The sequence below is a fragment of the Nocardia miyunensis NBRC 108239 genome, from assembly GCF_001613065.1.
GTDB lineage: Bacteria > Actinomycetota > Actinomycetes > Mycobacteriales > Mycobacteriaceae > Nocardia > Nocardia miyunensis.
This window is the reverse complement of sequence record NZ_BDBQ01000013.1, coordinates 56,189-81,664: the sequence shown is the minus strand read 5'-3', so window position 1 is coordinate 81,664 and position 25,476 is coordinate 56,189. Positions and strand designations below refer to the sequence as shown.

The following is a 25,476-nucleotide window of genomic DNA, read 5'->3' as shown; positions in this document are numbered from 1 at the left end:
TGGACTGGAGGGATGAGAGTGGCGCAAGGCCGCTGTCGGTCAGCACGTGGACAAGGACGGCGGCAACGCCAAGCTGCCGAACGGAGGTGAAAGAGTTCACCTTCCGGACGTTCGTCGTCAGGCTGATGGAGTAGATCCCGCCAGGAGATCAGCAGTTGTTCGGCCTCGGGGTGCCGAGGTTGTAGAACGCGACTACAGCGGCACCTGCGGGTCCAGTCGACCGCTCATCGTGTTGATTCATGATGTCCTGCAACAGCTTCCGCCCGTGCAGATCTCCTGCGGGGTGAGCGAACGCCACGAACCGTTCGTCCATGCCGTGCCCACTACCAATGCGTGGCGCAACTGGATCGGAGCAACGTTCGATTATGAGCGGGGCGGCAGTACAAATGAATCCACGATGGTGTGACTGTCGATCATCGATCCACACGGATCCAGATAGGCCAGGAACAATGGTGTACTCGGTGACGCGAGGGCAGCGGAATCACATGGGTGGTAATGGATTTGATCGAGCGTGGTGATACTGACGTCGGAGCAGGAGCGTCGTCGCGCGCCGCACATCGACGGCATGAAGCTGGCCGGCGCGCGGCAGACAGTCAGAGTTGGGATGCCGACTCGGCGGCGGCGTCGCAGGCAGCGTCGAGAACCTGCCGCCTGAGAGCGACGTCCACGTGAGCATCGAGCCGGGCTTTCGTCAGCGCGACGAGTTCTCTGCGCACGGTCGCATACAGTTCGTCGTACTCGAGGGTTTTGCGGTCGAGATGTCCACGGACCAGGCTGATCATGTCCGGATCGCCGTCGCGGTCGGCGGCGTCGAGCATGTCGCGAGCGCGGTCCAGACCGGCCTTCGCGGTCTTCAAATGCTCGATGAGGGCGTCTTCTCGTGACTTGGACACGATCGTCTCGGCGTCGGTGATGCTCTGCGCGGACGACAGTTCACGCAGAGCGGCCTCTGCGATGGCGACGTACTGTTCGACCTGGCGGATGTCGTCGAGGTTCATCGTGCTCCTGATTGCCCGGCGTTGGGCCCATGGTAGGTCGCCGATCGACAGGCTGCACGCGAGTAGTTCCGTGGAGACCATCAGTATCCTTGGTGTACATGGAATCTCGATTCGAAAACGCCTGGCCGGAGGTCTTCACTGGCCTGGATGCGACGGTCAGGCAGTCGGTGGTCGCCACTCTGGCCGATACGGCCCTGGCCGGTACGGAGCCGACACGGCAGGACGCAGTGGACCTTGTCGCACTCGCGTGCGGCGACATCTCCGAGACGGAGTATCGTCGCCGCACCGCCGAACGTGTGGCGAATTCGCGCGGCGGAGATCGTTCCGCCGAGGCATGACCTCCCCGGAGTCGTCCGCGTGGGACAGCTACCTGACCACCGGCGACGACGGCAGGCCGATGTTGCGCAATACGATCGGCGCGGTCAACGACTATCACCTCTGGGTTCTCGAATTCCGCGAAGTGATGGCGCGGACTCAGGAAATCCGCAGCGGAGCCGCCCCTATCGCCCGGACCGGAGATCTGGCCCAGTGGCGGGCGATCCACGCCCACCAGTTCGGCAACATCTACGAATGGGCGGGGCGACTGCGGACAACCAGGATGTCCAAGGACGGCGCCGGATTCGCCGCACCGGGCGAGTTGGAACCCTATCTGTCCGAAAACATCCCGACCGCCGCTGGGATGCCGTGGCGGCGGATGGGCCGGGACGAGTTCGTCGAAGCCGTCGCCTGGTCGTTCTCGGCACTCAATGCGGCACATCCGTTCCGGGAAGGGAACGGCCGCTCACTGCGGGTGTTCCTGGACCAGCTCAGCGAGCACGCACGCTGGAGGATCGACTATTCCCAGGTCAGCGACCGGGAAGGTGCCGAGCGGTGGGACGCAGCCTGCCATGCGACACGAGCACGATGGCCGGAGATAAACCCCGCACCCCTGGAAGAGTTGTTCGATCGGATCGTCGGAATCACCGATGTGCCGGCTGTCCAGCAGACCGGTGTCATGCCGCCCGCGCAGCGACGATTGCTGGGATTGACCAACATTCGGCCCGCCGAGCCCTCACATGAGGTACCGGGATCGGCACCGATGAGCGAAACCTATGAGGTGCCCCTGGACCGGGACACCGACCCGGACATGTTCTAACGTGCTTCTCCCGTCTCGACGGCGCTGCCGGTTGGTCAGTGGGCCGACAGGTATGGGCCCGGGAGCGGATGCCGGGACGGCGCAGGAAGGGGATCCGCGCCGCCCGGCTGTACCATTGTGCCGCCAACCGTGTGCCGCCACGAGTTTCGAGCGACGGGTTGCGCTGAACTCATGGTCATCGGTGATCGTCTTTCGGGTAGTTGGCGGAGGTCAGGTCGTGTTCGCAGTCCCAGTGCTCGTGGCGAGCCTGGTCGAGTTCGTCGTCGTCGCAGTGCGACCAGGTCGAGCATCCCGCCTCGAATCCGGTGCAGCCATCGACCACGATCACCGGGCCGCGGAAGCCGACCGAGTCTGAGCTGTTGGGATATTCGGGCAGTCGCGGGTAGATGGCGGTGGCTTCGGCGTCGTAGTTGCCGAGTACATCGATCGGGCACGTCACGATCGTCCATCGGAACCGGTTGCTGTCGTACGGGTCGATCGCGCGGACGGCTACACGAGTGAGCTCACCCTCGATCGTAGCGACGATCGTAGCGACCCCGGACTCCTTCGCTGTCTCCACCGACTCGTACGGCACCGCGTCGCGCCACGCCGCGTCGTCGTAATGATCATGGGAGATGAACAGAGTTATCTCGCCTCGGTCTTCGTCGAGCGCGGACTGTTCGACATGCATAGAGAACCCACCCCACTCGGCCGAAATCCATTGCAACGCTTCCAAACGTCCGAGTTCGGCCGGATCGGTCTCAGCATGCCATTCGAGCGTGGGCACCTGGACGGACTCACTAAGGTCGACGACGGGCTCGGGCACCTCGTTGCTGGTCATCTACTTGCTCTCCTCGATCAGTGCGGGCATGTAGCGGGACCGGCGCCCAGCCCTGGTAGATCAGCCGCACTCGGCGGCGTTGCCGGTGGTGTGAATTGGCCTCGCGGGCGCGGAATCGTTGTCGAGCGTTCGGACTCGACCGGGCCTGGCGATCGCCGGAGTCCACCTCAAGCCGCGGTGTGAAGTGACCCCGGTGTTGTTGCACGCTCGGATCTGTGGTGTATCGCGTGCGGCTTGTTGCCGAGCTGCCCGTTGTGGCATCGGCCTAGATCCTGAGCGTCCTTTACGAGAGACACACCGTAACCCGCTGCGCAACAGGTGAATCCGTGAGAACAGCAGGCGGGAACGATGGGCAGCGCAGCGACACCGCGGACCGTGCCGGGAATGGTGGCCGGCGTGATGAGCCGCTTGTCGGTGTGTCAGTGTCAGCTGGAATTGTTGGCGCTCAATGTAGTTGGCATCGCGACATTGGCGCCGGTGAGCCGGGATGGGGGGCGGAGGCCGGATATCAGCATCGCACCGGCATCGAGAACGTTTCTGGTCGCTGCGGAGCTCTGTACCGATCGGTCGCCGACGCTGCGGTGCGAACATACCGCGCGCACGGCAGATCACGCCTGGACATAACGTCGGGCCCTGGCCCGGCGGAACCCGACTGCGTGCCACGACCACCGCCGTCGGCAGGAGGACGACTTCCGGACAACGGGACCGCCTCATGCGACCGCTGCGGATTCTGCGCCGTCCAACCAGAGCATGGAGGAGAACTGGATTGATCGGCAGGCCTTGACCGATGCTGGGCTCGACCCCGACGATCCGCAAGTCTGGGCTGATCAACGCCGGATCCGCACACTGCTGCAACAACACTGGCGACAGGGCGCACCAGGTACCGCGGGCGCGGGACTCACGGGGCCGATGATCGATGATCTCTGGCGGACACGGCGAGAAGGCTGCATCGAACGATGTCGATGCGGACAGACGGCGATGGCTGAGCTGGGTATCAACGCGACTCGGCGCGAGGACCGGGTGAGTCCTCGCGCCGAGTGGGTGGGTGCTACACGGGAGATGTACCGCGATCACCTTCTGCGGGGGCATGGTGGGTGACACCATGCCCGCGCGTTGTGCGTGTTACGGAAGTACCTGCGGAATACTTTGCGGCGCAACATATCCGGTGGCGGCTCCCAGCAGCGCGCCACCGATGATCGGGGCGGCCGCGCCGAGAACGCCACCGATGGGTGCGCCGATGATGCCGCCGATGACCGTGCCGGGCACCGTGAGCGTGCCGACCGGCAGAGTACCGAGTGCGCCACCGATGGCGGCGCCGGTCGAGGCACCGCTGGCGAGGCCACCGACGAATCCGGGAATCGCCAGGATCGCACCGATACCAGCCCCGATCGCGGCACCGTTGTCCACCGGGTTCCGATCAGCGATGTTCTGGGCGCGTGGAATCGGAGCGGATGCGGCCGCGACGACCGCCGGTTGGGGTCCGTGAATGGCTGGGGACGCGCTTGCAGCCCCGGCGCCGACAGCGCTCACGAGCAGGGGAATCGCGACCACGCTCGCAACTTTGGACATCGAATTCATTGGGTGTCTCCGTTTCTCTCCAGTGGCTTATTCAGCCCTGCAAGAATCACAGCCAATAAATGTCGGTATGTCCATGATTTCGGCAGCCACTGTTGATGGGGCCACTGATAGTGGTGACACGATGGGAATTTCTTCCGCGAAACACCACTGGCAGTGGGGCCACAAAGGGTGTGGTCCAAATTAATGGACAATAATAGCGCTTCGGGTTTTCATGAATCCATGGCTGTAACCCGAATTTCTCACACATTCGAAGCGGTTGCCCGGACCGGCACCGGTGCGGCAGCACAAAGCCGGCGTGCGCTGTGACCTCGGCGGGAGAATCACACTCCGAGGCACAGCGGCCGTTCGGTGCTCTGACGCGGCACCAGGTGTCGTTGCTGCGACGCACTGCCGTGTCCGTGGGCACCGGCCGCTGCCGAGCGGTGGCCGAATCGATCTACGCCCAATTCGCCGACGTTCCCGGAACTCACCCGTTTCTGTACGACCTTCCCGCGCGGATCCGGTCGACGGCGGAGTTTCTCGGAATTCTGGTCACTCTCGCCAGCACGGACCCGCTCGACACTCGACGGCTCGAGGCGGAATTCACAGCAGTGGGACGAGCACACGCCCGTGCGGGGTTACCGCCGGTACTGCTCGACCTGGGAGCGGCGGTGTTCGTGCGGTGCATGGCTGCTGCGGCGGCCGAGAACGGCCGGGCATGGTCCCCGCAGGACATGTCGGTGTGGGAGGCGCTCATGCGAACCGGTGTGGACATTCAGAAACGCGCGTACACACAGACCGCGAACCACGAGCAGAACGCTCCTCCGGCAGTAGCCGCGCCCTCGACCTCGACTGCACCATCTGCGTCACCGGCCCCGGAAACGGAGACCGGCGTCGAATGAAAGACCGCTAGGGACAAACGATGGTCGGTAATTCCTGGCAGCGTGACACGTACGCGATGACGTACATGACCATGGGCGACGATGGTGAGCCGATGATGCGCAACCTGCTCGGCGCCACCACCGAGCGTGTCCTGCGGCTCATCGAGTACCGGCAGACCATGCAGCGCACACTGGAGATTCGGCTCGGCTCCGCAGCGATCCCGCACACGGGCGACGTCGGGCAATGGAAAGCCCTCCATGCCCATCTGTTTCGCGGAATCTACGAGTGGGCCGGACAGTTCCGGACCATCGACATGGGCAAACAAGATGTGGCTTTCTGCCCGCGCCACTACCTGGATACCTATGCCCGCCAGGCCGTCGAGGCCGTCGCGAGCCGTCCATGGGCAGACCTGAACCGCGAAAGGTTTTGCGATGCGGCAGCCGGCGGGTTGGCCGCGCTCAATGCGGCACACCCGTTTCCGGAGGGCAACGGCCGGTCGACTCGCCTGCTGTTCGATCAACTCTCCGATGCGGCCCGATGGACGATCGACTACAGCGCCGTCAGTTCGGCCCGGTGGAACGACGCCTGCCGCGCCACGCTGGTGTGGGCTAGTCCGAACACCGATCCCCAGCCACTGCGCACCTTGCTCGACGGGATGATCGAGGAGAAGGTCCAGAACGCCCAGATCGACGAAACCATGCCCGACTTGATGCGGCGGGTGCTGGAAATGACCACCTCACTGCCCCACCTGATTGCCCCAGGCCAACTCGCGCCGGGAACTGGGAGCGGCATGGACACGCTCATCGGTCTCATCGGGGACCCGACACAACACCGGTCACCCGAGCCCCCGGAAACACAACTCGAATGACCGGTATCCCTGTGCCACGACTCCCGAACACTGGCCGACCACCACAACGACCTGCCCTGCCATCGGCAAAGACCTTGCAGAACCGTCGCTGCGCCGCGCACAGCAGCGCGCCAGCGCACAGGGACGGCCGTGGACCAACTCACGGAGCCGCCGGTCAATGTCCAGTGGCACCATCGGAGGCGGCAATCCACTTGTCGTAGGCAGTGACCGGGCGGGTGTCTCCAGCACGACCTCGGGCACGGTGGTGAAGCAGGAACCGCAGGACGCGCTCCCCCTTGGTCTGCGCCTGATCACGCAGCGCATGCGGACAATCGGCGGGAATGTGCACGCCTTTGGCGCGCATGTCGACGGCGATCCGGGTATCCACGCAGATCGCCCCGCCTCCTTGGCGGCGTACGAACAACCGCAGCAGGCCGGTAACCACGGCCGGGTTACGCAGATCGGGTGTCAGCAGCACGTATTCGTTGCGCCACGAGTAGTATTCGGTGTCCGGCGCGAGGCGAACACCGATGGGGCGGGTGATCTCCGGCTTCGCGAAGGGTTTGTAGCGGGTGTAGAACGGCCACCACCCTGGACCGTAATGAATATTGAAATCATCGAGGTCATAAGCCCAGTCGCCGGGCGGGGTCGGTCGGCCCCACAGATCGCAATAGCTTCCCGCGGGATCTTCGTGGACGAGTGATGGAGTCATAACGTTGAGGGCTTTCACCGGCGAGGATCGGCGTCGTGTGTGTGGGCCAACGAGGGGTGCTGCAGACCCAGCAGCAATGCGGGAACCATGTCGTTGTCGAGACGTTCGGCGACCGTGACCAGGCACGACCACCTCTGATCGGTGGACTGCACGCGACGTTCGATGTGAACGAAATCCGCGCCGGTGTGTTGCTCGATGCTCAACGCATAGCCTGCGACGGTGATGTCGATGACCGGCTCGAAGTAGTGCTCGAGCTCGTTGGGGTCGAACGTGGCCGCGAAACCGAGCGCACGCAACCGCGCATAGAGTTTGCGTAACGCCCGATATTGCTCGTCGTGGACCGGCCGACCATCCTCGTCGTCCGAAAACATAGTGAGTGTTCTCCTATCTTGTTGTCTTACAACGCATCCGAGCCTCCCCGGATATGACGTGTGCGAGGTCGGCGGTTCGGGCAGATCGACCGCGGGGGCTGTCGGCGCGGCGCCGACACATGTCCCGTATCGGTGGGCACGGCGGCTCCTGCCAGGGCCACCGGGACGGCGGGGTCCTCCGCCAAGATCGACGATGAACCTGCACTTGATGTTGCGGGGACACTGCACGACCGGCTCAGCGACTGGGCGGGCTTTCTATTCACTGGCGAGCAAGTGGAACGGCTGGCCTGGGCGTTGCCCGAGTACACCCTGGCCGAGGTGATCGGCTCCCTCACCGGCTCGATCCGCACGGCTTATGAGCTGGAGGAAACCCCTGATCCTTGAGGCTTGCTCAGTAGGAGGCAAGGAGTTCGCCACGAACCGTCTGGATGGCGCCGTGTGTGGCGATGGCGGCGGTGGTGAAGAAGGCGGCGTGTGCGCCGCCAGCGATGTACAACGGGAAATCCACGTGCCGGGTCCGGTTGTTGATGCGCACATACCAGCCGCCGGGCTGTCCGTCGTGTGGCGGATACAGGCGAGCGGAGACGTCGATCCGGTCGGCGGGCGGTGCGATATCGATGCACGCAAGACCACGGCCAGGGTCGTTGACGTGCGTGGTCCATCCGTCCGGAACGACGCTTCGGATGTCGTCGAGCTGGCGGCGGAGGTTAGTGCGGGTCTGGTCGAACCACTGGACGTTGCGCGCTTCGTTCTCACGCCACAGCTTCTCGGCGAAGCTGACCCACTCGCCCACTGCGGGATCGAGCGTGAGATAGCACCCACACTGCTGACACCACGGGCGATCGTGTCGCCGAGCGGTGGAGACGCCACCACAGTGGACGCAGACAATGCGTCCGCCGGTCATGATGGTCTCCCGTCCGCGCGGAAACCGGATCAAATCCGGCCGCCCGTCGAGCAGAGCCGCGGTGACCGGCGAGAGTACGGGCGAAGACGACGCGGACTGCACGCTCACGAGGTGCTTACCACGCGTTCATGAAACTCCGCGCACGCCTGGCAAGCGGCGATCGGCCCCAGCGGTCCGCGATCGATGATCGCGACAGCCGGTACGGCCATCCAGCCATGAGCTACCGAATACGCGCAATGAGCATCCATGGATTTCGGTAGAGATAGAACAGGCAATTCTCCGCCCCTTTTGTCCGGCCGGACGAACGTGACAGATCCGGCGACAGTGATCGGTGATATAAGACGAGTCACTCGACCATCGGTCAGATGATGCCGATGAAACCGGCACCGAGCAGCTGCGCTTGTCGAATGAGATGGCTCTCGTACCCCTGGACGTCATCGAGGATGACGTCACACAGAATCGATTCCTTGGTATCAAGCCAACCGAAATATCCGCTGCCGGAACCTACTATCTCGCCGGAACGGCGTGCGACCGAGTATCCGAACGCATCACCTTCGGCCCAGTACGATAGTTCTTGGATGTCGTCACGGACGACGTGGTCCGGATCCGTTACCTCGGACACGAATTCCGGGGCGATAAATGCGACGCCGCGGAGCGCGCCATTGTGCATGATGGTGTCAGGTTTGAACGGTGGATCGACGGCGATCCGTCCATCGTTGCCGGAGTGGTGCAGCGTGTGTATGCCGCGGCATCCACGCAGGGCGAGCCACCGCACTACCGATGCCTCTGAATGGATTCCAGCCGCGAGGATCCGGGAAACTCTCTCGGCCATCGGGCCGTAGCTGTAGGTGAGGGAGCGTCGATCACGGGGACCGAGCACGACAGAGGTGAGGTGGTCGCATTCATCGAACGGGTTGTTCACGTATTCGTCGATCCACCAGGTGACCTCGTAGGTGCCGAGCTCGCCCGTGATCGACTCGATGTCGATAGTGCACACCAGGGAAGTTTCCAATCGCGGTAAGAGGGCACAGGTTTCGATGATCCCGATAGCGCCGCCGTTGCTCGATCGCATAGAACGCACGCGCAGTAGGATCGGCTGCAGAACAGACTCGGCCAGCGGGTACTGCCAATACCGGTCAGATCCACCATGATCCCTTGGCATCGGGAAACAGTCGGCTAGTTGCGGGAAAGAGACGGGAACGAGCAGGAAATATGACGAATTTCCAGGCGCATTTCCAAGTGCACAGGTTATCGCGTAACGTACTCTAAGTTACGTGACCAGGGTATTTTAGGTAAAGCGACTGTTAATCGGCAGGTTTCTGGTTCGAGTCCAGATGGGGGAGCAATACAGCCAGGGCAATGCTACGGCAGAACCCTGGTTTTTTCTTTTCTGCACCCGTAAATGACACGGAAGTGCGCTGCTGTCCGGGTCGATCACGCCGAGCGCCGTTGGGTTCCGCCGGACCGCTGCCGCTGTTGGACAGCATCGGCGTCGGGTGACACGATGTGCGCGCCCTCGAAGGTCACGGTCACCCGGGTCACGATGTGCCACCCAGAGGTGATCGGCCACCACCTCTGCGCGTGTACACGTCCGCATGAGCTCCTCATATGTCACCTCGGTCCGGCTCGGTAGCGACTCTCGGAGTCCCATGGGCGAAGGTCTCGAGGATGCGCTGATGGGTTTGGCGAGGCAGCTGGCGGTTGCCGGGTTCGCCGAAGGGGGTTCCGGGGCGCGCCGGAGATTCCCCCAGGAGCCGGTCGAGACCGGGACAGGTCATCAGCAGCAGCCGATGTGGAGCCGAGCGGGACTGGGTCCACAGCAGATTAATTACCCTGCATGGCAGAGAGATTCGCGGAAGAAATGTTGAGGACCGGTCTCCCCGAAGACCGGTCCACCCGTGTGCGGTCGCGTCGTCATCTACGTGCGGACCACACTTACGGGATCACCTACCCGGAGGAAGCAGCGGGTTGGTGGGACCGGGCTGGCCGGGACGGCCCTGACCGGGGCCACCGGGCTTACCATGGCCGGGGTCACCATGCTGACCCTGACCGGGCTGGCCGGGATGAGATTGGCCAGGCCCGCCGGGCTGACCGGGATGCCCCTGGCCAGGCTGGCCGGGATGCCCTTGCCCCGGCTGAGTGGGCTGGCAGTTCGGAGCGCCCTGGCATCCACCGGGCTGCGGGCCTTGCTGCTGAGCCGGAGCGGCCAACGCCGGAGCGGCCAACGCCGGAGCGGCCAACGCCGCGATCGGGGTAACGACCAGCGCACCCGCGACAGCGATTCGCGCCGCAAGGCGGACACCGCGGTTTTGTGTCATGGAAACACCTTTCCAAGTAGGGAATGTTCCGATGATCACCCAACCGGCGAAAGCTAGGTTAACCGTAAGTCCCAGCTTGGAATTAGCCTCGATCTTTCACAGGGGTGATGTGCTGGTCAGCCCGGTTGCAGACGGGTCGGCGCGGTGAGCGCGAGGCCGGTCCAGAGGTGGTGGTCCGGCAGGCGCAGGTGGGTTCGCCGGGCATGGCGTGCGAGGCGGGCAGGGATCGAGAACAGCAGCAGCCGAAGGGTTTTCGGTTCCCACCGGCGTGCGTCGTGATCGGCCGGGGCAAGCGTTCGCATCCAGGCGGTCAGATCCAGCGCAGTCGGCCGTGTAGTTCGTCGAACCGGTTGCCCAGGGTTGTGTACGTCTCCAGCCAGCCGCTGCTCGCCGCGATCTCGCACAGCGGGCCGGTCGGCAGGAACAGGTAGCGCAGGTCAGCCAGGGCGCTCGGGTCACCCCGGCGGATCCGTGCGGCGAGTTCGCTCAGTTCGGCGGCGAGCTCGGCTTCGTCCGCATATCTGTTCTGCCACAACAGATCCTGCGGGACGGTCCGGATGATCCGCAGCACGTGGTCGATGATCTCCAGTATCTCCGCTGATTCCGACCGCACGGTGCCAGCATGGCATGCGCTCGCCGAGGGCCGGAAGATCCGCCCGGACGAAACGCTGTTGCGTAGCGGGGCATGATGAAGGTTCCGATTCGAACCATCTAGGAGAATCACCGTATGCCCCGTATCGCTACTGCCGATCGTGTCGAGTTGGCCGCGCTGCTGGAGTTCCTGCGGCCGCGGCACCGCGGTGTGCTGGTCACCTCCCGCACCGACGGGAGTCCGCAGATGTCGCCGGTGACCTGCGGCGTCGATGCCGAGGGACGGATCGTGGTGTCGACCTATCCGGGACGGGCCAAGACCGCCAACGCGCGGCGGGATCCGCAGGTGTCGATCTGCGTGCTGTCCGACGAGTGGAACGATGCGTACGTCCAGGTCGACGGACGTGCCGAAGTGTTGGACATGCCCGACGCGCTGGACGGTCTGGTCGAATATTTCCGCTGCATCTCCGGCGAACATCCCGACTGGGACGAGTACCGCGAGGCCATGGCCCGGCAGAACAAATCCCTCATCCGCATCCGCATCGAACGCTGGGGGCCGGTCGCCACTGGCGGGTTCCCGCCGCCGAAGGATTCCTGACCGGTCAGGCCGGCCCTTCGATCCGATGCTCGGCGATCGGCGTGCTCAGCGTGACGCCGTTGAGATCCAGGTAGAGCACCCGTTCGGTGACCGACACCCCGACGGTATTGCGGCGGTCGAGCGCGGCGACCGCGGAATCCACGACCGCGCGCTCGACGCCGTATACCGGAATCTCCGCCGCGCGGTGAATTCGCTTGCCGGACAACGCCGCCAGCACCTTCACCGGATCGCGATGGGTGTACACCGCCACCCGATCGGCCGATTTGCTGCCGCGATGCAGGCGATCGGCATCGGGTGCGCCGACCTCGATCCAGGCGGTCATCCGCCCGCTGAGATCACGCACCAGCACCGCGGGTTCATCGGTGGACGACACCCCGCCGTCACTGAACGAGATCCCCTCCTCGTACTCGAGGCAGTACGCCAGCACCCGGGTCACCATGAATTCGGCCGTCTCCGACGGATGCCGCGCCACCCGCAACTCGAAGTCCTCGTAGATCCCCCGATCCACATCTGCCAGCTGGACCGCGAACGTATGCAGAGTTGCTCCGAGTGCCACAAGTCCCCGAGCTTAGCCCCGACCGCCGCCTGCGGATTCCCCGCGCCCATGGCCTCCCGCCCCGCCAGGCCGGTAGAAGAACCACCGAGCTGTATGAAACGGGCGGCTATGCGGCCGGATTCGCGGGCATCCTCAGCAGGTGTCCACCGATGTCGGCCAGTAATTCGAGCTTGCCTCTTCGGCCAGCTGGTACCCCCACTGCTCGGCCATGATCGCACCGCGCCTGCGCGCGGCCTCGTCCGCGCCGACCCGCTTACGGTACGCATCCCTGTCCCACTTGCTGAAGCTGCTCATACCTCACCTTCCTCCGCCGCGCGTTCCTTCACGCCCCCGTCCTGCGGGCGATTACCGAATGAGCTCCTCGAACAGGATCTGGCCGATGACCACGTGCTCCAGCTGCACTGATCCCTCACGATGCATTCGATGTAGGCGATATTCACGGGCATGAGCGTCCAGCCGGAATTCCAGCACCTCGGCGATCCGATATTTCACATCGAGTACGACCACCAGGTACAGCGGTATTCCCACGCGGGCGTACTGCACCTTCTTGTCGAGCAGATCCTCGGCCGCGGTCGACGGCGAGGCGACCTCGACCACGATGAGCGCATCGTGCGCCTCCGGCTTCGCGCCGGGCTCGTCCAAGCCGCGATACACGACGACATCGGGTCGGCGGAACGTGAACCTCGGTACCCGCCACAACACCACATCGATATCGGTGTCGACCCTGACGCACGGCTCGGTGGAGGGCAGGGATTCGAGGGTGTTCGCCATACGGCGGGCGATTCGGTTGTGCTCGGGTGAAGGGGATTCGCAGACGATCACATGTCCGTGGACCACCTCGATGCCGCGCGCGACCGCCTCGGGCAGACTTCTGTACTGCTCTTCGGTCATCTCGTGCGGCAGCGAATCCACCGACTGGATCGTCATGCCATGAGCGTACCGAGTTCTGGCACCGGCGACGGATACCTGTCTGTATTCACGTGACCCCTTCGGACGTGGCTCGCGTTGCGATCAGTGGGCGCTCGCTGTTGCTGGTTCCTTCGGTCGGGTTGCGGAGACGGTTGCCGGGGTTTCCTTCGGTGTGGTTGTCGCGGTGGGGGTTTCGGTTGGTGATGGGGTGGTTGACGCCGGGGTTTGCGTGGGGCGGGCGACTTCGGTGAGCTTGGGCTCGGGGGCCTTGGACTCCGTGATTGCCGGGGTGGTGGTCGCCGGGACGGGATGGGTTGAAGTCGTTGTGGTTGTCGGGGTCGCTGTTGTCGTGGGGGTGGCCGAGGTCGTCGTCGCGGCGGGTGTGACCGCGGTAGTCGTTGTCGCGGGGCTGGTTGTGGTGGGAGGCGTCGTGGTCGTCGCGGCGGCCTGGGATTCGGCGGCCTGGGTTTCGGCGGCGGCCTTGTAGGCGGCGGCGACGTCGGTGGAGGTGGGCTTGGCGGTGGTGTCGACCTGTTCTCCGGCCTGGGCCTGCTGGGCCAGGTGGGTGAGCCAGGCGGCGGCGTATTCGGCGGAGGTCAGGGGCTTTCCGTCGGCGGTGTTCGAATCCCGCCAGTAGTCGAAGTGGTGGCCGGTGCCGTTCGGGCCGAGGGTGAGCTGGTACGGATCGCTCAGGATCACGGGAATCGTGTTCTGGTTGGTAACGATCAGGCCGACCACCTCGTTGAACACCTTCTGCGGCAGATAGGCCAGCGGGGCCAGCTGATCGGTCGAGATCGACTGCGCCGGAGCGGGATCCGCCTGCTGCTGTCCGGGCTTGTACTCCGGGGCGGACACCTTCAGCAGCACCTGGAGCAGAGTTTCCTTGCCGGCCATCCAATTCGGCTGGGACCGGATGTATTCGAAGGCGTTGTAGCCGATGCGCCCCAGCACGGTCGCGACGTCCTGTCCGGTCGCGGGGGTGAGCCCGTTGGCCTGCAACGCGTCCACGTTCAGCTGCCGCCCGACGTTGGCCGCCAACTGCAGCAGCGAGATGTTCTGCGGCGCCGCGCAGGTCAGATCGCCCTCCGAGCAGAACGAGGCGACCTTGCCGCCGAGCGAACCGAAATCGCCGCTGTTGTCCGGCAGCGCGCCCTGACCGGAGATCGGCGTGGTGCCGTTCTGATACTTCTGATCGAAGCCGTCGGGGTTGCCGTAGGGATTCTGCGCGCCCGGGAACGGCCCGTCACCGGCGGACCGACCCGCATCGGCGAGAATGACCACACCGGTCACCTTTGCCGGATCGACGATGGCGTAGGTGCCGTCCTTCGCGGGCTCCTGATGGCCGACCTGCATGGCCACCCGGCGCACCACGTCCGCGCCCTCGCTGTAGCCGACAATCGCGAATTTGGTTGCGGGACAAGCCTGTTTGATCTGCTCCATCACCTTCTCGGTATTCGCCACGCCCGCGTTCACCGCGTCCTCGTAACTGTTCATGTTCGCGGGGTAGGAGATGTAGACCGCGGCGTACGAGCCCTTGTCGACCTTGCCGTTCGGCGCGTTGACCACCGGATCGACCCACTGGCTGTGATAGTCGTCCGACTGCGCGGCGGGCAACTCCTTGCCATCCGCTCCGACCAGCAGTTTGGTCGTGCTCGCCGACGGACTGTCGTTGCGCCCGGCGACCGAGATGGTCACCATGTCGTGGCAGTCGGTGACCGACGAGAGCAGCCGCGGCGCGGCCGTGCGCGGACCGGCGTCCGGCAGTACCGCGACCGCGACGGCGACGGTGGTGCCCAAAATCACAGGCGCGGCGACCGCTGCCGTAATACGGTGGCGCACAACGAATCTACGTTTACGCGCCCAGAATTCACGAGATGCCATGCCCGATCCCATTCCGGAGTGACTAGTGCAGGAACCGGTCTCCCCGAGGACCATGTGCCATACGGAACGTCGTCACGGAGGCTGCGGGCGTTACGCGGACCGGACGACCGGCCGAAATCCGGATGCCAGCGGGATGCCACGATTCCTGTCGTACCCCTGTGGCATCGTGTGGTCGGCACGCACACCCCCGGCCCGGTGCCGGATCGACAGCGCAGCCGGACGTCGGGCAGGATGTACGGCGCGGGACAGGCAATTGGAGGGAGCTCGAGCACATGTTGCGGTTGATCATCGGTATAGCGGCCGGGTACGTACTCGGCGCGAAGGCCGGACGGGTCCGCTACGAGCAGATCAGCAAGACCACGCGCGCAATCACCGAGAGCCCGGTCACCCGCAAGCTCGTCCAGGTCGGCCGTCAGAAACTGTCCGACAAGCTCAGCACGCAGCCCAAGCTCGAGCCCATGGAACCGATCGACGAGCACACCACGATCCTGGTACCGCACGACCAGCTGCGCGGCTGAGGCGGTCCGCCGGCACCGCGCAACGCGTATCGGCGAGTTGTCCAGGGCTCACGCGAACCGCAACCAATTCCCCTGCGCGCGGGCCCTGTCCGACCGGGTGCCGCAGGATCAGTTGACGGCGAAGTCGCCCGAATTCCCCATCGCCTGAGCCTGCAGGCTCCTGCGGTACTGCTCGAGCGCGACCAGATCGCCGAACAGGGCCATGTACGCCTCGGGCTGCTCGGTCGAGGAGATGCGCTGCAGTTTCGACTTCAGCTCCGCGACCTGACGCCCTACCCACGCCTCCTGGGTGCGCGCGAGCACGCCGGTGATGAAGCGCTGGACGTCATCGATCGATTTGATCGGCAACGGCAGCGCGGCCAGTTCGGAGACCAGCGCCCGCAGGGTGAGGTCGTCGGTGTGATCGGCGACCCGCGCGACCCATTCGGCGCCGCCGATTCCGGCGGAGGTCCCCCCGGCCTCGGTGATCGCGGACCGCACGGCGAGGTAGGTGGGGTGCGTGAACGCCTCCGGCTCGATCGCATCGAACGCCGGGCCGGCCAGCGCCGGATACTGCAGGGCGGCGGCCAGTGCCTGACGTTGCGGCAGCAGCGTTGGATCGTTCGGATTCAGCGGAGCCGCGGAACGTTCGGCCGCGGGCTGCGCCGCCGGAGCCACCCCGCCGGCCCGGCGCGCGCCGGGCGATGATCCGTTGCCCTGCGTGCGATTGCGCCGTGCCTCGTCGCCGACCCGGCGCACCACCATCTGGATGTCGTCCCAGCCGATCCAGCCCGCCAGGCGGGTGGCATAGGCCTTGCGAGACGCGTTGTCGGTGATCTGCGCGACCACGGGCACCGTGCGCCGCAGCGCCTCGACCTGTCCCTCCGCGGAGTCCAGATCGTATTGCGCGAGATAGCCCTTCACGATGAACTCGAACAGCGGGATCCGGCGCGCGACCAGATCCTTCAGCGCCGCATCGCCCGAGCGCTGGCGCAATTCGCACGGATCCTGGCCGTCGGGCGCGATGGCGATGTAGGTCTGCATGGCGATCTTCTGATCGCCCGCGAACGCCTTCTGCGCGGCCGCCAGACCGGCCTCGTCACCGTCGAAGGTGTAGATGAACTCACCGCTCATCCAGGTGTCGTCCATCAGCAGGCGGCGCAGCAACGACAGATGTTCGCCGCCGAAGGCCGTACCGCAGGACGCAACAGCCGTTTTCACCCCGGCCATATGCATCGCCATCACGTCGGTGTAGCCCTCCACGACCACCACCTGACGCCCCTTGGCGATCTCCCGCTTGGCGTGGTCGAGGCCGAACAGCACCTGAGACTTCTTGTACAGCAACGTTTCCGAGGTGTTGATGTACTTGGCGGTCATCTGGTCGTCATCGAACAGCCGCCGCGCGCCGAAGCCGATGACCTCCCCGCCGAGATTGCGGATCGGCCACAGCAGCCGCCGGTGGAACCGATCGATCGGCCCGCGCCGCCCCGGCTTGGACAGACCCGCCGCCTCGAGCTCCTTGACGTTGAAACCCTTGCGCAGCAGGTGTTTCGTCAGGGTATCCCAGCCGCCGGGGGCGTAGCCGCAGCCGAACTGCTGCCAGGCCGCGGTGTCGAACTGCCGATCGGTGAGGTATTTGCGTGCGGTCTCGGCCTCGGGCTCACGCAACTGCGCGATGTAGAACTCGTGCGCCGCGGCATTGGCCGCGACCAGCCGCGAGCGGGTGCCGCGATCGCGCTGCACCGAGGTCCCGCCGCCCTCGTAGTTGATCTTGTAGCCGATCCGGTCGGCCATCTGCTCGACGGCCTCGACGAATCCGACGTGCTCCATCTTCTGCAGGAAGGCGAACACATCGCCGCCCTCACCACAGCCGAAGCAGTGGAACAGACCGTGATTGGGCCGCACGTGGAACGACGGCGACTTCTCGTCGTGGAACGGGCACAGTCCCTTCAGCGAATCGGCCCCCGCCCGCTTCAGCGCGACGTACTCCCCCACGACATCCTCGATCCGCACTCGCTCACGAATTGCCGCGATATCGCGATCAGGAAGTCTACCGGCCACGGGTTCCGAGTCTAGCGGTGCGCGACGGAAACACCGGAGCCGGTCGTCGGCGGGGTGCGGCGCTCGGGAGGGGGCGCTGCTCGCCTGACGACCGGCTCGGTCGGCATCATCGGGGTGGGTCAGCGGCGCCAGCCCCCGAACCAGCCCTGGTGGAAGTTGTTGACGAAGGGGTGGAAGAAGTCGTTGAAGTTCTGCCAGACGTGGAACATTTTATTTACCTTCTCTGTCGGGATTGCGGATCATCACTTTGCGTGATCCGTGCTGCCGAAATCCAGCTTCGGCTTCTCGGATTGGTGGACTATTGGGCCGAACTGTGAGTTATCTGAGTGACCCAGCTCTCGGTGTTCGAGAAGTGCGGCGAGAAGTACAGCTCTTTCACAGGCAGGTCATGCATTGCGCCCATATTCGGTCGCCAATATTGCACGTATCGACCTGAACATGGAGAAAGGTTTCACGATGGGGCTTTTGATTCTGCTCGCTCTCGCTGTGGGGGCCGGATTTCTGATCGCCTCGATGACGCGGCGGTCACGAGCGATGAGGCCGCAGCCCGCACCCTATGTCGTAGATGCCGTTCCGCCACAGAACCGCGTGGTCATCGACGGTAACGAGTACATCGCCTCGAACCAGCAGGGCACCGCGACGCCGTACTACTACAGCGGCGGCATGGTCGGCGGCCGTGCCGTCTCACCTGGCTGGTACAGCACGCCGTGGTGGAAGACCGCCCTCGTCGCCGGTGCGGCCGGCGTCGGTGGCGTACTGCTCGCCGACACCCTCATGGACGGATTCGGCCACCATCACATGGGCGGTATGGGATTCGGCGGCGGATTCGGCGGATTCGGCGGCCCGGATATGGGCGGCCCGGGATTCTTCTGAGCCACCCGGATCGGATATCGAGAATAATCAGCTGATGAGCGCCCCGGATGCTTCCGGGGCGCTCATCATGTTGTCGGCAAAATATCGTTAGATCTGTTTCGACAACCGAATTCGAGGATGTCCCGCTATCCGATCGCGGCGGCGACTCGTTCGAGTCGGCTCTCGGTGTAGGAGGCGATCTGATCGACGATGACGCGGGTACGCGACGCGTCGTCGTCGACCTCGTTCCACCAGGGCAGCAGGACCGGGTCCAAGGTGCGCGGGGCATCGGTCAGCAGGTAGTCGGCGACCAGATGGATGCGCTCACGTTGGGCGACCTGACGCTTGTTGTGTTCCGGATCGGACATCACATAGCGCAGTGCAACCGTTTTGAGCATGGCGACCTCGGCGGCGACGATGGGCGGCACCTCCAGATCCGCGGCGTAGCGCGAGAGACGACGGCCGCCCCAGGCGTCCCGGGTGGCCGCCACGGCGGCGGTGGCGAAGCGCCCGACCAGATCGCTGGTGAGCCGCTTCAATGCCACCGAGGCGCGCAGGGTGCCGTCGTATCCGGCGGCCTCGGCGATCACCGGCAATTCGGACAGACGTTGCAGGGCGGCGACCAGATCATCGATGGACAGATCACGATGCTGGGCATGCCCGAGTTCGGCCAGCGCGCGCTGCTCGGCCGGGTCGGCCAGGGCGCGCAGATCGATGCGGCCCGCGATCACCCCGTCCTCGACGTCGTGCACCGAGTAGGCGACGTCGTCGGACCAGTCCATCACCTGCGATTCCAGGCACTGCCGTCGCGGCGGCGCATCGAGCCGGACCCATTTCAGGCGGTCCGTATCCGCGGCGTAGGCGCCGAACTTGCGGACCGAATCCGTTCTGCCCCAAGGGTATTTGATCGTCGCGTCCAGCGCGGCGCGGGTCAGGTTGAGCCCGAAACTCTCCCCGTCCGGGCCGAACACCTTGGGTTCGAGCCGGGTCAGGATGCGCAGATTCTGCGCATTGCCCTCGAAACCGCCGAAGGCCGAGGCGAATTCGTCCAGGGCGAGCTCGCCGTTGTGGCCGTAGGGCGGGTGGCCGATATCGTGCGCCAGCCCGGCGAGGTCCACCACGTCCGGATCGCAGCCGAGTTCCTCGCCGATACTGCGACCGATCTGGGCGACTTCCAGCGAATGTGTGAGCCGGGTGCGGGGGGTGTCACCGTCGCGCGGACCCATGACCTGTGTCTTGTCCGCAAGACGCCGCAGTGCGGCCGAGTGCAGGACCCGTGCGCGGTCGCGGGCGAAATCGCTGCGCCGCTCGGCGACCGGTGACCAGCTCAGTCCCGCGCTCTTGGCGGACTCGATCACCATGCGCTCATGATCGTCGGCGCTGTATGCCTGCGCGGCGCCGCGCTCGGCAGATCCGCCCGGGAGGCCGCCGGTCATCACATCTCCTCGGAAATCACTGCTCCGCAGTGTATTTGAAGTCTGCGGGGAAGTGGGTCAGCTTGTACCAGAGCAGGGCAACGGTCTCGCGGGCGATGCCGTGGAACTGCGATTCTCGGGTGTACACCGCCGGGCCGGTGCGGGTGGGCGCGGTCCACGCCTCCAGCCCCGCGTCGCGTGCCATGGTCCGGGTGCGCATCGAATGCCACGGGTCGCTGACCAGCACCACCGACGACAGATCCCGCGCGCGCATGGCGCCGGCGACCGCATCGATACTCTCCAGAGTGTCCGAACCGGTCTCCACCGCGAGCACGTGATCGGCCGGAACGCCGTGCTCGGTCAGATACATCTTGCCCGCCCCGGCCTCGGTGTATTCGTCGCCCGGACGCTTGCCGCCGACCGTGATCACCAGTGGCGCAATACCTTTCCCGAAAAGCCGGTATGCCTGGCCGAGCCGCGCTTGGAACACCGAGGACGGTGTCCCGTCGTACTGCGCCGCGCCGAGTACGAGGATCGCGTCGGCGTGCGAGTAGTCGTCGATCCGGGCCACCTGCCACACCCGGAACGCCGTCCCCCCGATCAGCACCAACGCGGTCAGTACGCTGCCCGCGATCACACGCCGCACCCAGCGTCCGGCCGATCCGCGGCGCGGACGAACGGCCATGGAGACGGCGGGCGACGGTGCGGGACGAGTCGGGGCCCAGGACATTCCACGAGTGTGCCAGGGTTCGATCACGCCGAGGTTGCGACGCGAGCGACGATCCACGAATCGCGAATCGACCATCGCAGGGCAGGGCGTCCGCACGAGCGCTGCGGGACTGCGGAGCCGTGGCCATTCTCACGCCCGGCCGCGAAGGCGTGCGGCGCACTCGGGTCTACCAGCCGCGTTCACGCCATTCGCCCAGATGCGGACGCTCGGTGCCGAGGGTGGTGTCGTCGCCGTGGCCCGGGTAGACGATCGTCTCGTCCGGGAAACGATCGAACAGCTTGGTGGTGACGTCACCGTAGAGCGAATCGAAATCCTCCGGCGACGTGGTGCGCCCCACACCGCCCGGGAACAGCGAATCACCCGTGAACAGGTGGACCTGCCCGGCGCCGTCGGTCAGGACCAGCGCCACCGAACCCGGTGTGTGCCCGCGCAGATGGATCGCTTCCAGGGTGAGCTCGCCGACCCGGACGGTATCGCCCTCGACGAGCAACCTGTCCGGGGTGACCGGCAGCGGTTCGGCGTCGAGTTCGTGTGCGGCGGTCGGCGCGGACGTCCCGGCGACCACCTCCTCGAGCCCCCACCAGTGATCCGGATGCTGATGCGTGGTGATGATCAGCTCGAGCCGCCCGGCGACCTCCTGGCCGATCAGTTCCAGCAGGCGCTCGGGCTCGTTCGCCGCGTCGATCAGCAGACTGGCCCCGGTCGCCGTGTCCTGCACCAGGTAGGCGTTGTTGTCCATCTTGCCGACGGACATCTTGACGATGCGCGCACCCGGCACGGCCCGCTGCTGCGGGTTCGATCCCGGCGAGACATGACCGGTGTATGCGTCCAGCGTAATCACGATTCGATCGTAACCATGGGCACCGACAACGCGCCCGCTCAGCTCGCGGGCGGGACGGGCTCGCCCGAGCGCGTGTCACGAAACCCACGCCGGCCGCGCGCCCTACAGCCAGCCCAGGCTTTCGGCGGCCCGGATCGCCTCGGCCCGGGTCCTGGTGCGGGTCTTGCCGATGGCCGCGGACAGGTGATTGCGGACCGTGCCCTCGGACAGGTGCAGGCGAGCGGCGATCGCACCCGCGGTGGACCCGTCGGCCGCGGCGGCCAGCACCTCGCGTTCGCGAGCGGTCAGGGGTGAGGTGCCCGAGGTGAGGGTTTCGGTGGCCAGGGCGGGGTCGACCACTCGCAGTCCGAGATGCACCCGCCGCACCGCATCCGCCAATTCCCTTGCGGGCGTGTCCTTCACGACGAATCCGCTCGCCCCCGCGTCGATCGCGCGACGCAGATACCCCGGACGCCCGAACGTGGTGACCATCAGGATTCGCACCTCTGGATGGCTCGCGTGCAGCTGCGCGGCCACCGAAATCCCGTCCGCCCCGGGCATTTCCACGTCCAGCAGCACCACGTCGGGTGAGCTGCGCTCGACCGCGGCCAGGACCTCGTCACCGCGGCCGACCTCCGCGACCACCTCGAGATCGGATTCGAGCCCGAGCAGTGCCGCCAGCGCACCGCGCACCAGGGCCTGATCGTCGGCCAGCAGCAGACGGATCACCGCGGCCACCTCCGTTCGCCGCACATCGGCAGTCCTCCTTCCGATCCCCCGTCGCATGTACCGTAACCCGTTCGCGCGGTGGTCATTCCGGGAAGTCCGCGGTCACCCGCAGGCCGCCGCCGAGGGCCGCGGCGAGCGTGAGCGCGCCGCCCTCCGCGCGGACCCGTTCACGCAATCCGGCCAGGCCCGAACCGAATTCGGCATCCTGCCGCAATCCGGTGCCGTCGTCGATCACCTCGATGCGCGATGGGCCGACCCGCACCGTGCAGCGTGATGCGGCGCTGTGCCGCACGACATTGGTCACCGCCTCGCGCAGCACCCAGCCGAAGATCGGGCGGTAGTCGCTGAAGTCGCCCTCGGGCAGTTCCGCCTCGATTCCCGCCGCTCCCAAGGCGGTTCGCACGTTGGCGAGCTCACCGGCCAGCGAAACCTCCCGCAACCCGCCGACCGTATCGCGCACACCGGCCAGGGCCTCGCGCGCGAGCCGTTCCACATCGGCCATCTCTGTCTTCGCACGGTCGGGATCGAGATCGATCAGGCGAAGCGCCAGTTCGGTTTTCACCGTGATCACCGTCAGCGAATGACCGAGGATGTCGTGCACGTCGCGGGCGACGCGGTTGCGGTCCTGGACGATGGCCAGCTCGGCCCGCTGCCGCCGCCGCAGTTCGATGCCGCGCTGCCTGCGCAGCCCGATCTCCCGCCCGCCCCAGATCAGGACCGGGATCGCGGCGAGATAGACCCGGAAGCCGCCGAGATGCCACTGCGGCACCAGCATGGGCACGACGATCATGAGGATCGCGAAGGAGAAGACGAAGCGCGCGGAATCCCTTGTGGGCAGTACGAATACGGCCATGGTGGCCAGGTACGTCAGGGTGGCGATGCCGGGCCCGCCCAGCAGCACGAGCGTCACCGCGCTCAACATCGCCAGCGCGCCCAGCAGCAGCCATGCCCGCCGATCCGACGAACGCTCCAGGGCCCCGCCGTCCCAGGACGGATGCGGGAACAGTATGAACGACACCGCGACCAACACACCGAATACCACCACGCAGACCCCGGCGGCGACCGCACGCACATGCTGGCCCTCGCTCCAGCGCTCGGCGATGGGCGCGAACAGCCAGAACAGCCATACCGCGGCCATCAGCCCGCCGAACCAACCGCGGCGCACCGGAGACGTGTCGGACGCGCCGAGCTGCGCGAAACTATCCAGCACGCCGGATACCGGCCGCGCCGCCGCCGCGAACCAGGACCTCACCGGCGGCAGCCCCCGCCGGTCCCCACGCATCCGATCATTCATCGAAGCTAACCCATCCACCGCGCCACCGGGCCTCTCTCCCCGCCGAGGCACCCCCGGACCAGCTCGTACATGAACGACCACGGTCCGGCGCCACGCGCGCGATAACACCTCGAACTCCGAATCGCCGTGTCCGGCCGCACCACACCATGCAGCGCAACGACCGAACCGCGGTCGAGCGACCGTCACGCGCGAGCCGCCGGACGGATCCGCCTCGGCGCCGGGGCTCGTCGCCCACACAGCAGACCAGGCGAGCCGGAATCCCCTCGACCGCAATGGTTTCTCGTCGAGGTGGAAATCGGCAGCACCCACTCCCGCCGCAGCCGTGCGCGCGGTGGCCGGACCGCTCGGCAACGGGACCGGGAACTGTTCGCCGGATACGGGACTCCACGCAAGCGCGTTCGGCAGGCGTCGAGTCGATCGGCGATCCCTCGGTGGGGGCGACCGCGAGGACCGGCCGGAGCATGCTCATCGGGCGGTGTCGCGGCGGAACAGGATCGTCGAGCCGACGGTGAACGCCACCGCCCAGAACACCACGTTCAGCACCGCGAGGGCGATGTCCAGCCCGCTCGAACCGCCGAACGGGATGCGGGCGAGGGTGGCCACGCCGTTGGTCGGGAACGCTCGCGAGAGGTCGCCGAGCCAGCCGTGCAGCGGGAAGAACAGTCCGCCCGCGAACCCCAGGATCGCCAGCAGCAGGCCGAGGATCTGCATGATGCTGCTCGCGGGCAGCAGATATCCCAGGAACAGTCCGAGGGCGGCGAAGATGAGCGATCCGGCCCAGACGATGAGGAAGCAGCTCACCCACGCCACCGCGGTCAGATGCGCGCCGAGCACCGCGCCGACGATGAATACCACTGTGACGGAACAGCATCCGAGCAGCATGGCGAGCATGAGCTTGGTGAGGATGTAGAGAATCGGCCGCAGCGGGGTCAGCCGCAGCTGGCGGCTCCAGCCCGACGCGCGCTCCACGGCGACCGTCGCGCCGCCGCTGGTGGTGCACAGCATGGCGCCGTAGAGCGCCATCGACACCATGGCGGCGGATACTACGCGCCCGGCGGCGAGGTTCTTGATCGCCGACGCGCTGCCGTCGGCCACCACGGTTCCGTTGCGCACCAGCACGATCCGGTCCGCGTAGGCGTCGGCCTCGTCGAGATAGTGGGTGGCGAATACGACCGTGCGGCCCTCGCGGGCATCGGCGCGGATGGCGTTCCAGAACTGACGCCGGCCCTCCACATCCATGCCCGCGGTCGGCTCGTCGAGGACGAGCAGATCCGGATCCGGCAGCAGCGCGAGCGCGAATCGCAGCCGCTGCTGCTGGCCGCCGGAGCATTTGCCCACCATCCGCCCGGCGATACCGTCGATGCCCGCGCGCACGAGCACCTCGGTGACCGGACGCGGATGGCTGTGCAGGCTCGCGACCAGCCGCACGGTGTCCGCGACGGTCAGATCCGGCAGCAGCCCGCCGGTCTGCAGAACCGCGGAGATCCGGCCCGCCGCGATGGCCTGATCGGGCGTGCCGCCGAAGACGCCGATCCGGCCCTCGTCGGGGCGCAGCAGGCCCAGGAGCATATCGATGGTGGTGGATTTGCCCGCGCCGTTGGGCCCGAGGAGGGCGACGACCTCACCCGGCGCGACGACCAGGTCGAGCCCGTCGACCGCGCGGACCGGCCCGGCGGAGGTGCGAAAGGTCTTGCGCAGACCGCGAATCTCGATCGCCGGTGCGGCGGTCCGGTGCGCCGTCCCGGAGGTGAGTGCTGATGTCATGATCCGAGTCTGCGGCGCGCGGGGATGTGACACCTCCGCCGTCCGTCACGACTCCCCCATGACATCTGTCATGGCCCGGTCCACCTCCGAGCCACCCCACCGCCGCGCCGCGGGCACCATCGGCAGCGGCAACGCGAGGACGGCGCCGATCACCCGCAAGCAGGTGACCGAATATCCCGCGACCTCCACGACGATGTTCAGCGCCACGTTCGATCCGCACAGCGCCGCGGCAGCG

At 66.1% G+C, this 25,476-nt stretch carries 30 protein-coding genes; 9 read left to right on the top strand and 21 right to left on the bottom strand.

Going from position 1 to position 25,476, the window contains the following annotated elements:
* The first annotated feature begins 46 nt into the window (after positions 1-46).
* Positions 47-406, top strand: coding sequence for a hypothetical protein (locus tag NM2_RS48745; protein WP_157120925.1), 360 nt, complete (start codon positions 47-49; stop codon positions 404-406).
* 187 nt (positions 407-593) lie between these two features.
* Here NM2_RS48745 and NM2_RS06970 read toward each other — a convergent pair whose 3' ends face one another.
* Positions 594-998 (bottom strand): hypothetical protein, encoded by a 405-nt coding sequence (locus NM2_RS06970; RefSeq protein WP_157120924.1) that lies wholly within the window; start codon positions 996-998, stop codon positions 594-596.
* A gap of 98 nt (positions 999-1,096) precedes the next feature.
* Here NM2_RS06970 and NM2_RS06965 point away from each other — a divergent pair, with 98 nt between their 5' ends.
* Positions 1,097-1,336: a hypothetical protein gene (locus tag NM2_RS06965; protein ID WP_067665506.1), complete on the top strand. Its 240-nt coding sequence runs from the start codon at positions 1,097-1,099 to the stop codon at positions 1,334-1,336.
* Positions 1,333-2,133, top strand: coding sequence for a Fic/DOC family protein (locus NM2_RS06960; RefSeq protein ID WP_067665503.1), 801 nt, complete (start codon positions 1,333-1,335; stop codon positions 2,131-2,133). Before NM2_RS06965 ends, NM2_RS06960 begins: the two co-directional genes overlap by 4 nt.
* Before the next feature lie 175 nt (positions 2,134-2,308).
* On the opposite strand, the gene NM2_RS06955 is transcribed toward NM2_RS06960, so the two are convergent.
* Positions 2,309-2,953 carry a hypothetical protein gene (locus tag NM2_RS06955; RefSeq protein WP_067665500.1) on the bottom strand — a complete coding sequence of 215 codons (645 nt, stop codon included), beginning with the start codon at positions 2,951-2,953 and terminating at the stop codon, positions 2,309-2,311.
* A 1,122-nt stretch (positions 2,954-4,075) separates the two neighbouring features.
* Positions 4,076-4,522: a hypothetical protein gene (locus NM2_RS06950; RefSeq protein WP_157120923.1), complete on the bottom strand. Its 447-nt coding sequence runs from the start codon at positions 4,520-4,522 to the stop codon at positions 4,076-4,078.
* Between the two features lie 431 nt (positions 4,523-4,953).
* Between NM2_RS06950 and NM2_RS06945 the strand changes: the two genes are divergently transcribed.
* Entirely contained in the window at positions 4,954-5,412 is a 459-nt protein-coding gene (locus tag NM2_RS06945; RefSeq protein ID WP_157120922.1) for a hypothetical protein, read from the top strand.
* 65 nt (positions 5,413-5,477) lie between these two features.
* Positions 5,478-6,260, top strand: coding sequence for a Fic/DOC family protein (locus NM2_RS06940; RefSeq protein WP_169816114.1), 783 nt, complete (start codon positions 5,478-5,480; stop codon positions 6,258-6,260).
* Between the two features lie 154 nt (positions 6,261-6,414).
* Here NM2_RS06940 and NM2_RS06935 read toward each other — a convergent pair whose 3' ends face one another.
* Positions 6,415-6,969: a hypothetical protein gene (locus tag NM2_RS06935; RefSeq protein ID WP_157120921.1), complete on the bottom strand. Its 555-nt coding sequence runs from the start codon at positions 6,967-6,969 to the stop codon at positions 6,415-6,417.
* Complete coding sequence (locus NM2_RS06930) at positions 6,966-7,322, bottom strand: hypothetical protein (protein ID WP_067665485.1); 357 nt, start codon at positions 7,320-7,322, stop codon at positions 6,966-6,968. Before NM2_RS06930 ends, NM2_RS06935 begins: the two co-directional genes overlap by 4 nt.
* Before the next feature lie 132 nt (positions 7,323-7,454).
* On the opposite strand from NM2_RS06930, the gene NM2_RS06925 reads away from it, so the two are divergent.
* Positions 7,455-7,706 (top strand): hypothetical protein, encoded by a 252-nt coding sequence (locus NM2_RS06925; protein WP_067665482.1) that lies wholly within the window; start codon positions 7,455-7,457, stop codon positions 7,704-7,706.
* A 7-nt stretch (positions 7,707-7,713) separates the two neighbouring features.
* Here the strand turns inward: NM2_RS06925 and NM2_RS50100 are convergent, their stop codons facing one another.
* The 4 genes from NM2_RS50100 to NM2_RS06900 all read right to left on the bottom strand — a co-directional run bounded on the left by NM2_RS50100 (position 7,714) and on the right by NM2_RS06900 (position 11,157).
* Positions 7,714-8,115, bottom strand: a complete 402-nt coding sequence (locus NM2_RS50100; RefSeq protein ID WP_169816113.1) for a hypothetical protein — start codon at positions 8,113-8,115, stop codon at positions 7,714-7,716.
* A 472-nt stretch (positions 8,116-8,587) separates the two neighbouring features.
* Positions 8,588-9,388, bottom strand: a complete 801-nt coding sequence (locus NM2_RS06915; RefSeq protein ID WP_157120919.1) for a hypothetical protein — start codon at positions 9,386-9,388, stop codon at positions 8,588-8,590.
* Between the two features lie 1,272 nt (positions 9,389-10,660).
* The gene (locus tag NM2_RS06905; RefSeq protein ID WP_067665469.1) at positions 10,661-10,846 is read right to left on the bottom strand and encodes a transposase; all 186 of its coding nucleotides are present in this window, start codon (positions 10,844-10,846) and stop codon (positions 10,661-10,663) included.
* 8 nt (positions 10,847-10,854) lie between these two features.
* Positions 10,855-11,157 (bottom strand): hypothetical protein, encoded by a 303-nt coding sequence (locus NM2_RS06900; protein WP_067665465.1) that lies wholly within the window; start codon positions 11,155-11,157, stop codon positions 10,855-10,857.
* Positions 11,158-11,271: 114 nt separating this feature from the next.
* Between NM2_RS06900 and NM2_RS06895 the strand changes: the two genes are divergently transcribed.
* Positions 11,272-11,733 carry a PPOX class F420-dependent oxidoreductase gene (locus NM2_RS06895; protein WP_067665462.1) on the top strand — a complete coding sequence of 154 codons (462 nt, stop codon included), beginning with the start codon at positions 11,272-11,274 and terminating at the stop codon, positions 11,731-11,733.
* A 4-nt stretch (positions 11,734-11,737) separates the two neighbouring features.
* Here the strand turns inward: NM2_RS06895 and NM2_RS06890 are convergent, their stop codons facing one another.
* From NM2_RS06890 to NM2_RS06880, 4 genes are all read right to left on the bottom strand, one after another.
* Entirely contained in the window at positions 11,738-12,289 is a 552-nt protein-coding gene (locus NM2_RS06890) for a YaeQ family protein (protein ID WP_067665459.1), read from the bottom strand.
* A gap of 132 nt (positions 12,290-12,421) precedes the next feature.
* Positions 12,422-12,583 (bottom strand): hypothetical protein, encoded by a 162-nt coding sequence (locus tag NM2_RS48740; protein WP_157120918.1) that lies wholly within the window; start codon positions 12,581-12,583, stop codon positions 12,422-12,424.
* A gap of 51 nt (positions 12,584-12,634) precedes the next feature.
* Positions 12,635-13,216: a Uma2 family endonuclease gene (locus NM2_RS06885; protein WP_067665455.1), complete on the bottom strand. Its 582-nt coding sequence runs from the start codon at positions 13,214-13,216 to the stop codon at positions 12,635-12,637.
* An 84-nt stretch (positions 13,217-13,300) separates the two neighbouring features.
* Positions 13,301-15,079, bottom strand: a complete 1,779-nt coding sequence (locus NM2_RS06880; protein ID WP_067665452.1) for a cutinase family protein — start codon at positions 15,077-15,079, stop codon at positions 13,301-13,303.
* Positions 15,080-15,351: 272 nt separating this feature from the next.
* Between NM2_RS06880 and NM2_RS06875 the strand changes: the two genes are divergently transcribed.
* Positions 15,352-15,597 (top strand): hypothetical protein, encoded by a 246-nt coding sequence (locus NM2_RS06875; protein WP_067665449.1) that lies wholly within the window; start codon positions 15,352-15,354, stop codon positions 15,595-15,597.
* 108 nt (positions 15,598-15,705) lie between these two features.
* Here NM2_RS06875 and dnaG read toward each other — a convergent pair whose 3' ends face one another.
* Positions 15,706-17,637: a DNA primase gene (gene dnaG / locus NM2_RS06870; RefSeq protein WP_067665446.1), complete on the bottom strand. Its 1,932-nt coding sequence runs from the start codon at positions 17,635-17,637 to the stop codon at positions 15,706-15,708.
* 456 nt (positions 17,638-18,093) lie between these two features.
* Between dnaG and NM2_RS53355 the strand changes: the two genes are divergently transcribed.
* The gene (locus tag NM2_RS53355; protein WP_157120917.1) at positions 18,094-18,510 is read left to right on the top strand and encodes a hypothetical protein; all 417 of its coding nucleotides are present in this window, start codon (positions 18,094-18,096) and stop codon (positions 18,508-18,510) included.
* A gap of 125 nt (positions 18,511-18,635) precedes the next feature.
* Here the strand turns inward: NM2_RS53355 and NM2_RS06860 are convergent, their stop codons facing one another.
* From NM2_RS06860 to NM2_RS48735, 7 genes are all read right to left on the bottom strand, one after another.
* Complete coding sequence (locus tag NM2_RS06860; protein ID WP_067665440.1) at positions 18,636-19,925, bottom strand: deoxyguanosinetriphosphate triphosphohydrolase; 1,290 nt, start codon at positions 19,923-19,925, stop codon at positions 18,636-18,638.
* Positions 19,926-19,941: 16 nt separating this feature from the next.
* Complete coding sequence (locus NM2_RS06855; protein ID WP_067666150.1) at positions 19,942-20,634, bottom strand: YdcF family protein; 693 nt, start codon at positions 20,632-20,634, stop codon at positions 19,942-19,944.
* Positions 20,635-20,800: 166 nt separating this feature from the next.
* Positions 20,801-21,475 (bottom strand): MBL fold metallo-hydrolase, encoded by a 675-nt coding sequence (locus tag NM2_RS06850; RefSeq protein ID WP_169816112.1) that lies wholly within the window; start codon positions 21,473-21,475, stop codon positions 20,801-20,803.
* A gap of 102 nt (positions 21,476-21,577) precedes the next feature.
* Complete coding sequence (locus tag NM2_RS06845) at positions 21,578-22,192, bottom strand: response regulator transcription factor (protein ID WP_245717897.1); 615 nt, start codon at positions 22,190-22,192, stop codon at positions 21,578-21,580.
* A 73-nt stretch (positions 22,193-22,265) separates the two neighbouring features.
* Positions 22,266-23,465 carry a sensor histidine kinase gene (locus NM2_RS06840; RefSeq protein ID WP_084530553.1) on the bottom strand — a complete coding sequence of 400 codons (1,200 nt, stop codon included), beginning with the start codon at positions 23,463-23,465 and terminating at the stop codon, positions 22,266-22,268.
* Between the two features lie 477 nt (positions 23,466-23,942).
* The gene (locus NM2_RS53350; protein WP_084530552.1) at positions 23,943-25,241 is read right to left on the bottom strand and encodes an ABC transporter ATP-binding protein/permease; all 1,299 of its coding nucleotides are present in this window, start codon (positions 25,239-25,241) and stop codon (positions 23,943-23,945) included.
* A 45-nt stretch (positions 25,242-25,286) separates the two neighbouring features.
* Positions 25,287-25,448, bottom strand: a complete 162-nt coding sequence (locus NM2_RS48735) for a hypothetical protein (RefSeq protein ID WP_157120915.1) — start codon at positions 25,446-25,448, stop codon at positions 25,287-25,289.
* Between the last annotated feature and the right edge of the window lie 28 nt (positions 25,449-25,476).

What these genes read in the sequence shown, in the direction of transcription:
- NM2_RS06875 (WP_067665449.1), top strand. Translation starts at nt 15,352, where the DNA reads ATGTTGCGGTTGATCATCGGTATAGCGGCCGGGTACGTACTCGGCGCG.
- NM2_RS06950 (WP_157120923.1), bottom strand. Translation starts at nt 4,522, where the DNA reads ATGTCCAAAGTTGCGAGCGTGGTCGCGATTCCCCTGCTCGTGAGCGCT.
- NM2_RS06840 (WP_084530553.1), bottom strand. Translation starts at nt 23,465, where the DNA reads ATGCGTGGGGACCGGCGGGGGCTGCCGCCGGTGAGGTCCTGGTTCGCG.
- NM2_RS53350 (WP_084530552.1), bottom strand. Translation starts at nt 25,241, where the DNA reads ATGACATCAGCACTCACCTCCGGGACGGCGCACCGGACCGCCGCACCG.
- NM2_RS06860 (WP_067665440.1), bottom strand. Translation starts at nt 19,925, where the DNA reads ATGACCGGCGGCCTCCCGGGCGGATCTGCCGAGCGCGGCGCCGCGCAG.
- NM2_RS06965 (WP_067665506.1), top strand. Translation starts at nt 1,097, where the DNA reads ATGGAATCTCGATTCGAAAACGCCTGGCCGGAGGTCTTCACTGGCCTG.
- NM2_RS06905 (WP_067665469.1), bottom strand. Translation starts at nt 10,846, where the DNA reads ATGCGAACGCTTGCCCCGGCCGATCACGACGCACGCCGGTGGGAACCG.
- NM2_RS06955 (WP_067665500.1), bottom strand. Translation starts at nt 2,953, where the DNA reads ATGACCAGCAACGAGGTGCCCGAGCCCGTCGTCGACCTTAGTGAGTCC.
- NM2_RS06930 (WP_067665485.1), bottom strand. Translation starts at nt 7,322, where the DNA reads ATGTTTTCGGACGACGAGGATGGTCGGCCGGTCCACGACGAGCAATAT.
- NM2_RS06895 (WP_067665462.1), top strand. Translation starts at nt 11,272, where the DNA reads ATGCCCCGTATCGCTACTGCCGATCGTGTCGAGTTGGCCGCGCTGCTG.
- NM2_RS06880 (WP_067665452.1), bottom strand. Translation starts at nt 15,079, where the DNA reads ATGGCATCTCGTGAATTCTGGGCGCGTAAACGTAGATTCGTTGTGCGC.
- NM2_RS48740 (WP_157120918.1), bottom strand. Translation starts at nt 12,583, where the DNA reads ATGAGCAGCTTCAGCAAGTGGGACAGGGATGCGTACCGTAAGCGGGTC.
- NM2_RS06940 (WP_169816114.1), top strand. Translation starts at nt 5,478, where the DNA reads ATGACCATGGGCGACGATGGTGAGCCGATGATGCGCAACCTGCTCGGC.
- NM2_RS53355 (WP_157120917.1), top strand. Translation starts at nt 18,094, where the DNA reads ATGGGGCTTTTGATTCTGCTCGCTCTCGCTGTGGGGGCCGGATTTCTG.
- NM2_RS06960 (WP_067665503.1), top strand. Translation starts at nt 1,333, where the DNA reads ATGACCTCCCCGGAGTCGTCCGCGTGGGACAGCTACCTGACCACCGGC.
- NM2_RS06970 (WP_157120924.1), bottom strand. Translation starts at nt 998, where the DNA reads ATGAACCTCGACGACATCCGCCAGGTCGAACAGTACGTCGCCATCGCA.
- NM2_RS06855 (WP_067666150.1), bottom strand. Translation starts at nt 20,634, where the DNA reads ATGTCCTGGGCCCCGACTCGTCCCGCACCGTCGCCCGCCGTCTCCATG.
- NM2_RS06915 (WP_157120919.1), bottom strand. Translation starts at nt 9,388, where the DNA reads ATGCCAAGGGATCATGGTGGATCTGACCGGTATTGGCAGTACCCGCTG.
- NM2_RS06885 (WP_067665455.1), bottom strand. Translation starts at nt 13,216, where the DNA reads ATGACGATCCAGTCGGTGGATTCGCTGCCGCACGAGATGACCGAAGAG.